Below are 13425 nucleotides of genomic sequence, written 5' to 3'. Positions count from 1 at the left end.
GCATTTGGCCAGCGCATGACTTCGAAAATTGGAATGGTTTTTGCGCCCGGTGTTGCAGAGGCATTGGCACTTTCCTGTCCATTGCAATTGTGCTTTGGCAAAGACGTCAACTGGAGACACCGTCATGGCTGAAAGCGAGCGCGCAAAGATGGCGGCCGGCCAATGGTACACGTGCCTCGACGACGAACTCGAGGCGTTGCGGGCGACAACGCGCGACGCGGTGTTCGAGCACAATTGCCTGCCGCCGCGGCAGCGCGGCAATCTCGGGCCAAGCCTGAAGGCGTTGCTCGGCAAGGCCGGTGAGGGCGCCCGCATCGAGGCGCCGTTCCACTGCGCCTATGGCTTCAACATCTTTCTCGGCGACGGCGTCTTTCTCAATGCCGGCTGCACCATCCTCGACACGGCAAGCGTACGCATCGGCAGGGGAACGCTACTCGGCCCCCATGTGCAAATCTACTGCGCCGAGCATCACAAAGAGGCCAGTGGGCGGCAAGCGGGACTGGAGATCGCCAGGCCGGTCGAGATCGGTGCCAATGCCTGGATCGGTGGCGGTGCCATCATTCTTGGCGGCGTCAGCATCGGCGAGGGCGCCATCGTCGGCGCCGGTGCGGTGGTGACGCGCGACGTGCCCGACAATACCACCGTGGTCGGCAATCCGGCACGGGCGGTCAGGCGCAGCTGATGCTATGCCTTGGGAAACCGGATCGTCGCTTCAAATCCGTCTTGTCGGCCTGATGCGGGTGAATTCAGCGCCAGTGACGCATCGATCTGTTGCAGGATCCGGTTGACGATCGCCAGGCCGAGGCCCGATCCCTCGGCACCTGTTGCGCCGCGTTCGAACCGCCTGATCAGGCCAGCAGGCGCGGAAACCACCGGGCCTTGGCTGACCACGCTGAGTCGGGCGTCCTCGTCTATGTGCACGACCACCGCTCCGCCTTCGGTGCCATGCCGCAAGGCATTCTCGATGAGGTTGCGCAGGACGATGGCCAGTGCATCCGTGTCGATCGCGGCCATCGCCTTGCCTTTGTCAGGCGTTTCGAGGCGAAGGCGGCCCTTGTTTTCGCTGCGCTGTTCGAAGTCTTCCACCACCAGTGCAGCGACCGCGGCGAGGTCGGCGGGGTTGCCGGCAACGGCCACTCCGGCGTCAGCGCGCGCCAACTGCATCAGCTTTTCAGACAGGCTGGCAAGCTCGCCCAACGCCACCTTGATCTGACGCGGGCGTTTTCTTGCCGCCTCGTCCGGAGCTTCAGCAATCAGCCGCTCCGTCTGTGCCAGCGCGCCGGCAATCGGCGTGCGCAATTCATGCGCGGCGTTTGCTGTGAATTCCTTTTCTGCATCAAGCGCCATGTGCAGGCGCCGCATCAGGCTGTTGACCGACTTGGCGATAGCGGCGAGTTCTGAGGGCAAGTCCTCGGTTCGGATCGGAGCGAGATTGTCGCCATGACGGGCGCTGATCTCGCCGCGCAGTGTTTCGATAGGCCTCAGGAAACGCGCCAGGGTCAGCCATGCGAAAAGTGCGCTCAAGGGGATCAGGATGACCATTGGTATCAGGAAGCCGGTGGCGGCTTCGAGGGTTTCCTCGTTGCGTCGTGCATCCAGCTCGGCGACCTGGATGAGAACCGTGCCGCTGACCGTGGGCTCTGTATAGATGCGCCATCCCGATGCCTCCGAGAAACCCTGAACAAGCTCGGCCGTGAGCGGCTCTGCCGGAGCGTTGTAAGAATGAATGAGAACGTGACCGGTGGCGTCGCGCACCTGGAAAATGAGACGCCCGCCGTCATCGTCTGAGACGGCCTCCGCCAGCCTGCGGGGCGATTGCGACGCCTCGCGTCCGAAAAGATCGTCGATCACCAGCGGCAGCAGCCGGCGCGCCGCTTCCTGCATCGAGCTGTCCATGGCTTCGTTGATTTCACGATGCAGCGTGATGCTTCCCGTGCCCGCGGCGACCAGGCCGAAGGCGACCGTGACCAGGATCAGCGAGGCGACGAGGCGACCGGCAAGGCTGCTGAGCGGTCTCATGGGGATGCCAGGCGGTAGCCAAGCCCTCTTACCGTGGTGACGGCGTCGCGCCCGATCTTCTTGCGCAAGCGACTGACATAGACTTCGACAGTGTTGCTTTCGATCTCCGCGCCGAAGGCATAGAGCGCGTCCTCGATCTGGTTCTTGCCGACAGTCATGCCGGGCCGGCGCAAGAATTGCTCCAGCACCGCCCATTCGCGCGATGTCAGCATGGCCTCCGTGCCTTCGACGACGACGCGGCGGGCGGCCTGGTCGATCTCGACGGACCCGAAACGGATCAAGGGATTGGGGTTTCCCGCATAGCGGCGCCAGACGGCGGCGAGGCGCGCGGACAATTCGCCAAGATCAAACGGCTTGACCAGATAGTCGTCCGCTCCGGAGTTCAGCCCCTCTATACGATCGGAGAGCTGGTCGCGGGCGGTCAGGATGATGACTGGCGTGTCGTTGCTTTCGCGGCGCAGCAGCTTCAGGAATTGGAGTCCCTTGCCATCCGGCAGATGAAGATCGAGGAGAACAAGTTCATAGGAGACGACGCGAAGGTGATCGCCGGCTTCACCAAGCGACCTGCTCCAATCCACCGCGTGGCCGTCGGCGGCAACGTGATCGCGCACCGCTTCGCCCAGTACAGGGTCGTCCTCGATCAGCAGAACGCGCACTTCGCCTCCGTGTTCAGCAACCCGCCCGTCTATGCGGGATGAGGCTGACAGGAAGCTGAATGAAAGCCAACTGCGGCTTTTTGGGCGACGCCGGGCGTGTTCAGGCAGCTGTCAGGTTTCACGGTCAGGGTCCGTGACATCGGAATTGGCCGATGGAGAAAAGAAGATGAAGACCTTGACCTTGACCGCGCTGGTGATGGCTCTTGCCGGGCCGGCCTTTGCCGCCGACAAGTGTGATGTGCCGACCGACCAGTGGCAGCCGCGCGAGGCGCTGCAAAAGAAGCTTGAAAGCGAAGGCTGGAAGGTTCGCAGCATCAAGACGGAAAACGGCTGCTATGAAGCCAAGGCGCTCGACGCCAAGGGCAAGAAGCTGGAAGCCGTCTTCAATCCCAAGACGCTCGAGTCGGTCGGCGCCGATTCCGACGACGGCTGACCGCCATGAACGCCACCTTTTCGACACGAGAAGCCTCGGTCGATTCGACACGAGAAAACCTGATCAGGGTGTGGAGCCCCTATGTCCGCCTCTTTCACTGGTCCTTGGTCCTGTGCGTTGCGGTGGCTTGGCTTTCCTCCGGAGAGATCATGAAGGTGCATGAACTGGCCGGCTATGGCGCTGGGGTTCTGATTGCCTCAAGGCTGATCGCCGGGCTTGCGGGTTCGGGGTATACGCGCTTTCGTCAATTCGTGCGCGGACCGCAAACCGTCAGCCTGTATCTCGCCGACGTGGCAAAGGGCCGCGAGAGGCGTCATCTCGGCCATAATCCGGCTGGAGGCGCCATGGTGCTGGCACTTCTGGCTTGCGTAGCGGGAATTGCACTTACCGGCTGGATGCAGACCACCGACGCCTGGTGGGGCGTGGCCTGGGTGGAGGACACGCACAAGATCCTGGGCAATGGAATTCTCGTGCTGGTCGGACTTCATGTCGGCGGCGTGCTGCTGGCCAGCGTTCGTCATCATGAGAATCTGGTTCGCGCCATGCTCACCGGCCGCAAGCGTGCGCCTTCGCCGCAAGACGTTGCCTGAGTTAGAAACCGGCAAAATTCCGAGGGCGCCGCGCGATGCGGCGCCCTCGGCGTTCTGTCTCAGAAGGACAGCGCCATACGTTCGTCCCTCTGATCGGCCCGCCTGGAAAATTCGCGCCGGTATTGCGCCGGTGATGTCCTGAGCCGAGCGGCGAAATGCTGGCGCAGCGAGGTGGCGCTGCCGAAGCCGGCCTCGAACGCCACGATATCCATCGGTTTCTCCGTGGCTTCCAGCAGCCGCTGCGCCAGTTCGACCCGCTGGCCGGTCAGCCATTCGCCGAAACTGGTGCCGATCGATTTCTGGAAGCGGCGGGTGAAGGTGCGCCGGGTCAGGCCGGCGGCCTCGGCGACGCTGTCCAGACTATGCGCCTCGCCGAGCGTTGCACGAACCGCGTCGAGGGCTTGGGCGAAACGGTCGGCATCAGCGCTCCTCGCCACCGGATGCTCGATGAATTGCGCCTGCCCGCCCTGCCGATGCGGGGAAAGCACAATCTGGCGGGCCAGCCGCAGTGCCGCTTCCGCGCCATAGCGGCCACGCACGATGTGGAGACAGCAGTCGAGGCCGGCGGCGACGCCGGCCGACGTAACGACATCGCCATTGTCGACATAGAGCACCGTGGCGTCGACGGCGACATCGGGGTGGAGTGTTTGCAACTGTTCGCAATAGGCCCAGTGCGTGGCGGCACGGCGGCCCGACAATAGCCCGGCTGCGGCTATGGCAAAGGTTCCCAGGCACAGTCCGACAATCAAGGCGCCGCGCCGGTGTGCCTTGCGCAGCGCCTCCATCAGCAACGGCGCCGGCGGCTCGCCGAGACGATGCCAGCTTGGGATGATGACAATGTCGGCAGCGTCAAAACCTTCGAGCCCATGCGGGGCGGCGGCGGTCAAGCCGGCCTCGGTGTGGATTGGGCCGGCCTTGACCGCGCAGATGCGGAAGTCGAAGTGCGGTAGCCCAAGTGCCGTCCTGTCCTCGCCGAAGACCAGGCACGGCACGGAGAGATGGAAGGGGCTGATGCCGTCGAAGGCGAGGACGGCAACGATCGGGTCGGTCATGGATGCCTCCAGCGAGTGAGTGTATATTGTCCCAATTCTTTCGAATGATGTCAATCGGGACACTTTCGATGGCTTGGCAGCCTGCCTATTTTCGGACGATCGCATTCAAGCCGGAAAGGAAAACACAATGTCTGACCCAGCCAACACCACGCCACGCCGGGCGCTGATCGTCATCGATGTCCAGAACGACTATGACGGCGGCAATCTTGCCATCCAGCATCCGCCATTCCGCGACAGCGTGGTCAACGTCGCCCGGGCCATGGATGCCGCCGCAGCCGCCGGCATCAAGGTGGTAGTCGTCAAGCAGATGGCGCCGCAGACATCGCCGATCTTCGCCAAGGGCAGCCATGGCGGCGAACTTCATCCCGAAATCGCCAGGCGCAAGCGCGACCATTATGTCGAAAAGAACCTGCCCTCGGCCTTCACCGGAACCGACCTCGAGGACTGGCTGCGTGCCAACGCTATCGATACGATCACGGTGGTCGGCTACATGACGCATAATTGCGACCTGTCGACCATCATCCACGCCGTCCATATGGGCTTCGCCGTCGAGTTCCTGTCCGACGCCACCGGCTCTGTGCCTTACGCCAACAGCGCCGGCTACGCCTCGGCCGAAGAGATCCACCGCGTGGTCACGATCATCCTGCAGTCGCGCTTCGCCGCCGTGCTCAAGACCTCCGAATGGGTCGAGTGCCTGAAGACCGGCGCGCTGCCGGAGCGTGACACGATCGTCGGCTCCAACCAGCGGGCGCTGTCGCGCAACGCCGCATAAGCATCAGCGAAAAATGCAAAGGGCGCCGCATCGCTGCGGCGCCCTTTTTTGTCGAGACCAGGTCTCAGAACAGGCCTTCGATCTGGCCCATTTCGTTCAGGAAGATTTTCTCCGAGGACGGCGCCCTGGGTAGTCCTGGCATGGTCATGACCTCGCCGCAGATGATGACGACGAAGCCGGCACCTGCCGAGAGCCTGACCTCGCGCACCGGCACGGTGTGGCCGGTCGGCGCGCCGCGCAGGTTCGGGTCGGTCGAGAACGAATACTGAGTCTTGGCCATGCAGACCGGCAGGTGGCCATAGCCGGCGTCTTCCCAGGCTTTGAGCTGGTCGCGCACCGACTTGTCGGCAATCGCCTCCGAGCCGCGATAGATGCGCTGCACGATGGTGTTGATCTTCTCGAACAGCGGCATGGCATCGGGATAGAGCGGAGCGAACTGCGAAGCGCCGGACTCGGCCAGCGCCACCACCTTGTTGGCGAGGTCCTCGATGCCGGCTGAGCCATGGGCCCAGTGCTTGCACAGGATGGCTTCCTCACCCATCGAAGCGACATAAGCCTTCATCGCCTGGATCTCGGCATCGGTGTCGGAATAGAAATGGTTGATGGCGACCACCGCCGGCACGCCGAACTGCCTGATGTTCTCGATGTGGCGGCCGAGGTTGGCGCAGCCCTTCTTCACCGCTTCGACATTTTCCTTGCCGAGGTCTTCCTTCTTGACGCCGCCGTTCATCTTCATGGCGCGCACGGTGGCGACGATGACGGCCGCCGCCGGCTTGAGGCCAGCCTTGCGGCACTTGATGTCAAAGAACTTTTCCGCGCCAAGGTCAGCGCCGAAGCCGGCTTCGGTGACGACGTAGTCGGCAAGCTTCAGCGCCGTCGTGGTAGCGACGACCGAGTTGCAGCCATGCGCGATGTTGGCGAACGGGCCGCCATGCACGAAGGCCGGATTGTTCTCCAGCGTCTGCACCAGGTTCGGCTGCATGGCGTCCTTCAGCAGCACGGCCATGGCGCCGTCTGCCTTGAGGTCGCGCGCATAGACCGCCGACTTGTCGCGGCGGTAGCCGACGATGATGTCGCCGAGGCGCTTTTCAAGATCCTTCAGGTCGGTGGACAGGCACAGGATGGCCATGACTTCCGAGGCGACGGTGATGTCGAAGCCGGCCTCGCGCGGAAAACCGTTGGCGACGCCGCCGAGCGAGCAGATGATTTCGCGCAGCGCCCGGTCGTTCATGTCCATGACGCGGCGCCAGACGACGCGGCGGGTGTCGATACCGAGCTCATTGCCCCAGTAGATGTGGTTGTCGATGAGCGCCGAAAGCAAATTGTGCGCCGTGGTGATGGCGTGGAAGTCGCCGGTGAAGTGGAGGTTCATGTCCTCCATCGGCACGACCTGCGCGTAGCCGCCGCCGGCAGCGCCGCCCTTGACGCCGAAGTTCGGGCCGAGCGAGGCCTCGCGGATGCAGACGATCGCCTTCCTGCCGATGCGGTTCAGGCCGTCGCCGAGGCCGACCGTGGTCGTCGTCTTGCCTTCGCCGGCCGGCGTCGGGTTGATGGCGGTGACGAGGATCAGCTTGCCATCCTTGTTGCCCTTCACCGACTTGATGAACTCGGCGGAGATCTTCGCCTTGTCATGGCCATAGGGCAGCAGATGTTCTGTCGGGATGCCGATCTTCTGGCCGATCTCCTGGATCTGCTTTTTCCTGGCGCCGCGCGCGATCTCGATGTCGGACTTCACTTCGGCCATGACGGCTTTCCTCTGGATTGGACGGTGGAGGGGACGGGTTTGATGTCACTCGCAAGCAGGTTGGAACCGGGCGCGGGCATGTTCTAACCCTGTCGCTGCCGCGGCGTCAACTTGCATGCAACTATGTTTCCTCTAGAGAAAATTCCTCTGCGGACGGGCCGACCTGTCATCGGTTCTTCCTGGCTCCGTTGCCGCGCCGTATACAAGCCAGAGGACGCGTCGCGCCGCCGTCTCAAAACAGCCGCACAATGCACGGAATGCGACAGAGGCGACGGCGCAAATTCGCCATCGCGTGGTGCCCAACGGAACAGCGCTACTGAGTCAGCACGTTGCTGATTTCGACCATGTTGGAGCGCACCCTGAGCACGTAGAAGCCCATTGTCGTCAGGTGCGTCGGCAGGATCCAACCGTCCTCGCGGCCGTTGGCGATGATAAAGGGCTGGATGCGCAGCGCCGAGACGAACTGCGAGTCCATCGTGTCCCACAGGTTCTGCAGATGCTTTTCCTTGATGACGTCGTCGAAGTCGGCCTGGGCACCCTTCATCAGCCCGTAATAGCCATAGAGCTGGCCATAGGCGAACCAGAAACGGTCGTCGGCGCGGAAATCGAACCAGCCATTGTTGTGGTTTTCAGCGCGTTCCTTGAGGATCGCCGAGGTCGAGCCGATGTCGGACGAGATGCGGTCGATATATTGTTTCAAATTGTCGGCGCGGGCGTCGAACGTCGCCTGGCAGGTGGCAAGGCGAGCGTTGAAGGAACGCAGCATGCGGACGGCGTCGCGATAGTAGCTTGGTGTCGGCGTCTTGGGGCCGAACGGGTTCAGGCCGAAATACCAGGTCTCCTCGTCGAACTGCAGATTGCCGCGGGCGTTCTGCAGATCGCTGTCGATCTGTGAGGTGGTGCGCACACGGCCGAGATTGTCGGCGAGTTCGGTTGCGGTGCGCCGCACCGCCTGGTTGATGCCGCGCTGGAACGAGGCCTTGTTGTCCATCCACGGCGTGTTATCCCAGTCGATCCCGAACAGGCCGAGCTTGTAGAGGATCATCGAAGAGATCCAGGCATTCTGGTTGACGTTGAAATCGGTCAGGTCGGCCGCCACCTGGGCGATACCGGAGTTGCCGCAGGTCTTGGCCGTGTCGGTGCCGGAGCCCGCCGAGACCTGTTCGCCAGCGGAGACGTTGCGTTTCTCGAAAGTGTATGTGTCGGGGTAGTTCGGGTTGAAATTGTTCCACCATTGGGTGGCGTAGAAGAAATTGGCGTAGAGGCCGATCAGCACCAGCAAAGCCAGGCCGAGCGCCGCCTTGAGGATCCAGCCACGCTGCGTATACCAGCGCCCGGCCCACAGGAACGGCCACAGGATCGCGCCGATCACAAGCCCAATGCCGCGGCCGATCCACTGGAAAATCCGGGTGAAGAAGTTCACGATCGGATCGAGCATGGCAATGTTATCCCCTCAAAGCATGATGCCAAAAAATTGCAGACTTTTTGGATAACATCATGCGCCAAAACAGTAAGTTAGAACGACGTGACAGTTCATTTCGTTCTAGTCGGTCAGGCCATAGAGGCGTGTGCGAAACGCCACCTTGTCCTTCAAATATGTGGTTTTGAGAACGTCTACAACATGCGAGCGCCAGGCGTCGCTGTAGCCGTCATAGTCCCTGTAGAAGCCGTCCTTGTTGAAGATGTAGCGCGAGACGAAATCCGACGGCACGAAATCCGAGATCAGCCGGTTGGTCAGCCAGGCGTCGAGATGGTCTGATTTGGCGCGGATCACCAGGAAGCGCTGCTGCGGGGAGACATCCTCGATCTTGAGGTGGCCGAGCTGGGCGATCTCGCGCTTGGCGGCGTTGAGAAAGGGAAAGTTGCCGTCTTTGGTGATCAGGTCGGCATGGCTCTGGATCCAGGTCTGCAGCCACACCTTGTCGACGTCGGTCAGGTTGCGGTTCGGGTCGGCGTCGCGGATCAGAGCGCGCACCACCATCTCGGCGCGATGCTCGAGATAACCCGACGTCTCGACCCAGGAGGCACGCGGCAGCTCGATGCGGCCGGTGGTAGCGAGGAACTTGAACACCTTGTCGGCGTCGCTGATCGAGATATAGCTCACCTGCCACGGTCGCGAACGGCGGAAACCGGGAGCCGCCGGATCGCTGATCACAGTCGTCATATCTGGGTCGACGAACACATAGAGGCCGCCGAAATGGCTGGTCCAGTAGGCGTTGTGGCGGAAGATCACCTGATCGGGCACCAGCGCGTTCTCGCGGATGTCGCCGCAGATCTTCGCCAGTTCCACCATGCGGGTCAGCATGGCATTGTCGCGCCAGGCGTCTGGTTCCTGCTTCAGCCGGTCGACGAGCTTGCCGAGTTCGGCGGCCTTGCCTAGCACATCCTCGGCCGACAGCACCTTGAACTCGACCTGGTTGATCGACAGCAAATCCTCGATGTCGTTGACCTTGGGAATGGAATCCTCGATCTCGCCGTAGATCACGTCCTTGATGGTCAGTGCGTCGATGGCGCGCTGGTTCTTGGACATGAACTCGAACATCAGCTGCGAGGTGTTGGAGAAGGCCGTGTGCACCACCGGCAGGTCGATCTGCGACGGCGTCAGGATGATGAAGCGGCGGTTGACCTCGTTGGGATCGAGATAATCGTAGTCGCCGCATTCCTCGGCAACTTCGGGTGAGAAGCCGGTGCGGTCGATCTGAAAGGTTTTCAGCTTGGTGGGCTTCAAGCCGAATGCGGCGAGCGCCTTGTTGTAGCGCTGGATCAGGTGCGACTCGTCGACCGTCAGCAGCCGGCCATAAATCAGCTCGTTGTCGCGTAGAAGGTCGGGTTTCTTGGTCATCTTCCCTTCTCCCCGTTCACGGGGAGAAGGTGCCCGAAGAGCGGATGAGGGGCGCGGATCTTCCTTCTCCCCTTGTGGGAGAAGGTGGATCGGCGCGAAGCGCCGAGACGGTTGAGGGGTGTTGGCCGGAGCGCTGTTGGTGCCAAGCTGGAACACCCCTCATCCGTCGCCTTTGGCGACACCTTCTCCCACAAGGGGAGAAGGGAAGGACGGCTCAGCTCACGCATTCCAAAGCCCCTTCTTTTTCATCTCCTCCATCTCCCGTGCAGCCCGTTCGCGTAGCCGCGCGTCGCGCAGCAGTTTTTCCACCGCTGAGTCGTCGGACTTGTCGGAATAGCGGAACTCGCTGTCGGCGTAGCGGTTGATCTCCTGCATGACCATGTCCATCGAGAACGGCCCGCGCAGTTCCTCGATCATCGCTTTCTTCTCGTCGTAGCCCTTGTGCATGAAGACTTCCGGCTTCTCGAACCAGTCGTCGGGCAGCTCGATGTCCATGGCGCGCATCTTGATGGCGTCGGTGACGTTCTTGATGGCGCGGCCGGTGAAGCGCGGCTCGGCATCCTTGATCAGGTGCAGATAGGTGCCGATGTCGGCCATCGATTTCGGCGCGCCGTTCTCTTTCATGTAGCGCTCGTAGACCTTCATCAGCCCGTCTTCCCTCGGCTTCTCATGCTCCTCATAGGCTTCGGTCACGGCGCGCTGGACCTCCTGCGCGGCGTAGAGCTTGTGGTCGCCGAGCGGTATCTTGTGGTTCTTGCCGGCAAGCAGCACGAAGATGTCGATGTAGTCGTCGCGGCTCTGCGGCCCGTCGACCAGCCAGCGCGCGCCGGCGCGCTGGCGCAGCGCATCGTCGACGTTCTCGGGATAGTTGGAAAACATGCCGAACGAGCAATTGCCGCGCACCACGGTGGCGGCGCCCGCGAAGGCATCCATCAAGACGCCGGTGATCTCCTGCTGGCCGGCCGAGGCGCGGTCGTCGGAGCGGCGCGCCGCCACCTGGTCGATGTCGTCGATGGTGCCGAAGCCGATGACGCGCGGGTTCAAGACATTGTTGATGAACTGACGGCAGTTCTGGCCGGACTTGCCCTGATAGGACGAGATCTGGTCGACGCCGAAATTCTCATAGGCGAAGGGATAGCCGGCGACCTGGCAATAGCCGTTGACGAGGCCGGCGATCATCTGGATCAGCGTCGTCTTGCCGGTGCCGGGCGCGCCGTCGCCGATGAAGGTGAACAGGAAGCCGCCGAGCTCGACGAACGGGTTCATCTCGCGCTCGAAGTCGTAGGCCATCAGCATCTTGGCGAGCTTGATCGACTGGTATTTGGCGATGTGATTGCCGACGACCTCCTCCGGCTTCTTGAAGGTCATCACCAGCGGCTTGGAGCGCTTGCCCGGGGCAACGTCAAAGCCATCGAGGGTGAAGTCATCGACATCGATGCGGATATGGGCGTTCTCGAACGGGCCGATGCCGTCGAAGCGACCCTTGCGGGCCAAAAGCCCATCGATGGCGACGCCGGAAAAGGCCCGCGCCCTGGTCATCAAGTCGGCATCATCGGACGAGCCTGAGATCGCCTTGTCGAGCCCGGCCAGGATCGACTTCACCGCATCTTGCGGCGTGTCGAACAGGAAATCCGGCTCGGGGATATCGTTGGGTGCCTCGCCGTCGCTGTCGATCAACTGGAACAGATAGGAGGCGAGGCTGAAGGCGGAGACGTAGGCCGAGGCCGACAGAAGCTTCTTGAAGGTGGACGCCTCGTCGCCCTCGAGCGGGGCGCGGGTGTTCCTGGCCTGCAGGCTTTCGAGGTCCGAGCCTTCAGCAAAAACGTCCGATATTGCGAGCGCGATCGCCGTGCCGCGCCGGGCCCGAAACAGAAGCGTGTGCTGCGGGATGGTCAGCAACTGATCGTCGGGATGGACGGCGCCGACGGTCTTCGACAGCTCGACCTCGCGTGTGCGGCGCACCGAGCCGACCGAGACGGTCGAGACGAAGCGGCGATTGGTGCCGGCAAGTGCCGTGCCGGACTCACGTGACGGATCCTCCAGCACGACAATGCGGGTGATGAAGCTCTGCGCGGTGGCGCGGTGCTTCTCGATGGCGGCTTCCGGGATGGTGGTCAGGCCGGTATCCATGAAGGGTGCTCCGTGGTGTGACGGTCAGACGTCTGAGATGACCTGCCCGTTGGACAGGATGTGAACCTTGTAGCCGGCAAAAATCTTCTGCGCCTCGCCGACAGCGTAGAGTGCCTGGTAAGCTTCGTGCGGGATCAGCGCGTGGTTTTCGTAGCTCGACACGCCCTGGCGCGCGGCTTCCAGGTCGTCGGTGTTGATGAAGAATTCCTGCGTCGTCTTCTCGCTTGAAAACAGCCCCTTGCGACCGGGCTTCTCGGCCTTGGAATAGACCTCCTGGATGGTCCAGGTCAGCAGCCAGGCGTTTTCCGGCTTGCGCACCTTGGCGAGCACCTCGGTCACCGTCGAATTGTTGTCGGTAATGCCGGCCGAATAGAATGGACCGAGCACGACGCGGCGCAGCTGCTTGGGGTGCAGCGGCTCGAAATCCTTGTCGAGGTTGACCGCGATGGTCGCTGGCGACAGCGTATAGGCCGAATTCTTCTCGGTGAAATCGTCGAAACGATGGGCGAGCTCGGGATTGAGCAGGCCATCGACCGGCAGAGGGATGTCGATCGTCTCGTTCAGCTTGCCGTTTCTGTCGACAAGCTGTCGGACCATGTCTTCGGAAGAATCCTCGACCGTCACCATGTAGACCAGCGGCAGGTTGGCGCTGCCGTCGAACGTCGCCCAGTGGACGAGATAGTAGGGACGCCCCGTCTTCGGGTTGACCGAGACCTTGGCCGTTTGCGCCAGTGTGAACGAGCCGAACGTGTTTTCGCTTTTCACGTCCTCAAGGTAAAGCCGTTCGGCCATCGACTTCTGCAACGCCTCGGGGAACTCCTTGTGGCGCAGGATGAAGTCGGCCATCTCCTCGCGCAACTCGCCGGCCAGCGGAATGTTGGCGAGCCGTGCGTCCGCCTGGCGGCGGTCATTTTCCAGTTCGAGCAGGTTCTGGAACACCGGAAATCCGCTCTCGGCGCGCGAAATGCGGAAAGTGTCCATGAAGCCCAGCCGATTGCGCCAGCAGGAAAAAGACTTGTCGAGCCGGGCGATGTATTCGGCGACGATCTTGGCGACGATGCCATGCCGGTAGAGCGGCGAGCGATCGTCGCGCATGAACACTTCAAGGCCGCTGAGCGCGGCCGTGATGGCAGAGAAATACCGTGCCGCCGCTTCGTTTTCGGGGGTCATGCCTGTACGCTCGCGGG

Annotated in this window: 12 protein-coding genes; 4 read left to right on the top strand and 8 right to left on the bottom strand. The window is 62.3% G+C overall.

Features of this window, described 5'->3' with window-relative positions:
- Positions 1-124 precede the first annotated feature (124 nt).
- Positions 125-682 carry a sugar O-acetyltransferase gene (locus NKJ89_RS15275; protein WP_352603536.1) on the top strand — a complete coding sequence of 186 codons (558 nt, stop codon included), beginning with the start codon at positions 125-127 and terminating at the stop codon, positions 680-682.
- 2 nt (positions 683-684) lie between these two features.
- Here the strand turns inward: NKJ89_RS15275 and NKJ89_RS15270 are convergent, their stop codons facing one another.
- Together NKJ89_RS15270 and NKJ89_RS15265 are read right to left on the bottom strand one after the other, a co-directional pair.
- A complete protein-coding gene (locus NKJ89_RS15270) occupies positions 685-2019 on the bottom strand; it encodes an ATP-binding protein (RefSeq protein ID WP_352603534.1) in 1335 nt (444 codons plus the stop codon).
- Positions 2016-2675 (bottom strand): response regulator, encoded by a 660-nt coding sequence (locus NKJ89_RS15265; RefSeq protein ID WP_352603532.1) that lies wholly within the window; start codon positions 2673-2675, stop codon positions 2016-2018. Before NKJ89_RS15265 ends, NKJ89_RS15270 begins: the two co-directional genes overlap by 4 nt.
- A 166-nt stretch (positions 2676-2841) precedes the next feature.
- Here NKJ89_RS15265 and NKJ89_RS15260 point away from each other — a divergent pair, with 166 nt between their 5' ends.
- Both NKJ89_RS15260 and NKJ89_RS15255 read left to right on the top strand, forming a co-directional pair.
- Positions 2842-3108 (top strand): PepSY domain-containing protein, encoded by a 267-nt coding sequence (locus NKJ89_RS15260; protein ID WP_023760678.1) that lies wholly within the window; start codon positions 2842-2844, stop codon positions 3106-3108.
- 5 nt (positions 3109-3113) lie between these two features.
- Entirely contained in the window at positions 3114-3698 is a 585-nt protein-coding gene (locus NKJ89_RS15255) for a cytochrome b/b6 domain-containing protein (RefSeq protein ID WP_352603530.1), read from the top strand.
- A 59-nt stretch (positions 3699-3757) separates the two neighbouring features.
- Here the strand turns inward: NKJ89_RS15255 and NKJ89_RS15250 are convergent, their stop codons facing one another.
- Positions 3758-4750 carry a GlxA family transcriptional regulator gene (locus NKJ89_RS15250; protein ID WP_352603528.1) on the bottom strand — a complete coding sequence of 331 codons (993 nt, stop codon included), beginning with the start codon at positions 4748-4750 and terminating at the stop codon, positions 3758-3760.
- A 127-nt stretch (positions 4751-4877) separates the two neighbouring features.
- Between NKJ89_RS15250 and NKJ89_RS15245 the strand changes: the two genes are divergently transcribed.
- Positions 4878-5522, top strand: coding sequence for a cysteine hydrolase family protein (locus NKJ89_RS15245; protein ID WP_352603526.1), 645 nt, complete (start codon positions 4878-4880; stop codon positions 5520-5522).
- Positions 5523-5586: 64 nt separating this feature from the next.
- On the opposite strand, the gene NKJ89_RS15240 is transcribed toward NKJ89_RS15245, so the two are convergent.
- From NKJ89_RS15240 to NKJ89_RS15220, 5 genes are all read right to left on the bottom strand, one after another.
- On the bottom strand, positions 5587-7266 hold the full coding sequence (locus NKJ89_RS15240; protein WP_352603524.1) for a formate--tetrahydrofolate ligase: 1680 nt from the start codon (positions 7264-7266) through the stop codon (positions 5587-5589).
- A gap of 313 nt (positions 7267-7579) precedes the next feature.
- Complete coding sequence (locus tag NKJ89_RS15235; RefSeq protein ID WP_023760683.1) at positions 7580-8704, bottom strand: DUF2333 family protein; 1125 nt, start codon at positions 8702-8704, stop codon at positions 7580-7582.
- Between the two features lie 105 nt (positions 8705-8809).
- Positions 8810-10108 (bottom strand): DUF6638 family protein, encoded by a 1299-nt coding sequence (locus tag NKJ89_RS15230; RefSeq protein WP_352603521.1) that lies wholly within the window; start codon positions 10106-10108, stop codon positions 8810-8812.
- A gap of 219 nt (positions 10109-10327) precedes the next feature.
- Complete coding sequence (locus tag NKJ89_RS15225; protein WP_352603519.1) at positions 10328-12238, bottom strand: AAA family ATPase; 1911 nt, start codon at positions 12236-12238, stop codon at positions 10328-10330.
- A gap of 24 nt (positions 12239-12262) precedes the next feature.
- Complete coding sequence (locus tag NKJ89_RS15220) at positions 12263-13408, bottom strand: hypothetical protein (protein WP_352603517.1); 1146 nt, start codon at positions 13406-13408, stop codon at positions 12263-12265.
- Between the last annotated feature and the right edge of the window lie 17 nt (positions 13409-13425).

The sequence above is a fragment of the Mesorhizobium sp. M0047 genome (genome assembly GCF_040323315.1).
In the GTDB taxonomy this organism is placed as follows: domain Bacteria; phylum Pseudomonadota; class Alphaproteobacteria; order Rhizobiales; family Rhizobiaceae; genus Mesorhizobium.
The sequence above is the reverse complement of the archived record's forward strand: the minus strand, read 5'-3'. Positions and strand labels throughout refer to the sequence as shown.

Excerpts from the sequence above, each read along its gene's own strand:
- NKJ89_RS15225 (WP_352603519.1), bottom strand. The coding sequence starts at position 12,238 with ATGGATACCGGCCTGACCACCATCCCGGAAGCCGCCATCGAGAAGCAC.
- NKJ89_RS15255 (WP_352603530.1), top strand. The coding sequence starts at position 3,114 with ATGAACGCCACCTTTTCGACACGAGAAGCCTCGGTCGATTCGACACGA.
- NKJ89_RS15260 (WP_023760678.1), top strand. The coding sequence starts at position 2,842 with ATGAAGACCTTGACCTTGACCGCGCTGGTGATGGCTCTTGCCGGGCCG.
- NKJ89_RS15275 (WP_352603536.1), top strand. The coding sequence starts at position 125 with ATGGCTGAAAGCGAGCGCGCAAAGATGGCGGCCGGCCAATGGTACACG.
- NKJ89_RS15270 (WP_352603534.1), bottom strand. The coding sequence starts at position 2,019 with ATGAGACCGCTCAGCAGCCTTGCCGGTCGCCTCGTCGCCTCGCTGATC.
- NKJ89_RS15235 (WP_023760683.1), bottom strand. The coding sequence starts at position 8,704 with ATGCTCGATCCGATCGTGAACTTCTTCACCCGGATTTTCCAGTGGATC.
- NKJ89_RS15220 (WP_352603517.1), bottom strand. The coding sequence starts at position 13,408 with ATGACCCCCGAAAACGAAGCGGCGGCACGGTATTTCTCTGCCATCACG.
- NKJ89_RS15240 (WP_352603524.1), bottom strand. The coding sequence starts at position 7,266 with ATGGCCGAAGTGAAGTCCGACATCGAGATCGCGCGCGGCGCCAGGAAA.
- NKJ89_RS15245 (WP_352603526.1), top strand. The coding sequence starts at position 4,878 with ATGTCTGACCCAGCCAACACCACGCCACGCCGGGCGCTGATCGTCATC.
- NKJ89_RS15230 (WP_352603521.1), bottom strand. The coding sequence starts at position 10,108 with ATGACCAAGAAACCCGACCTTCTACGCGACAACGAGCTGATTTATGGC.
- NKJ89_RS15250 (WP_352603528.1), bottom strand. The coding sequence starts at position 4,750 with ATGACCGACCCGATCGTTGCCGTCCTCGCCTTCGACGGCATCAGCCCC.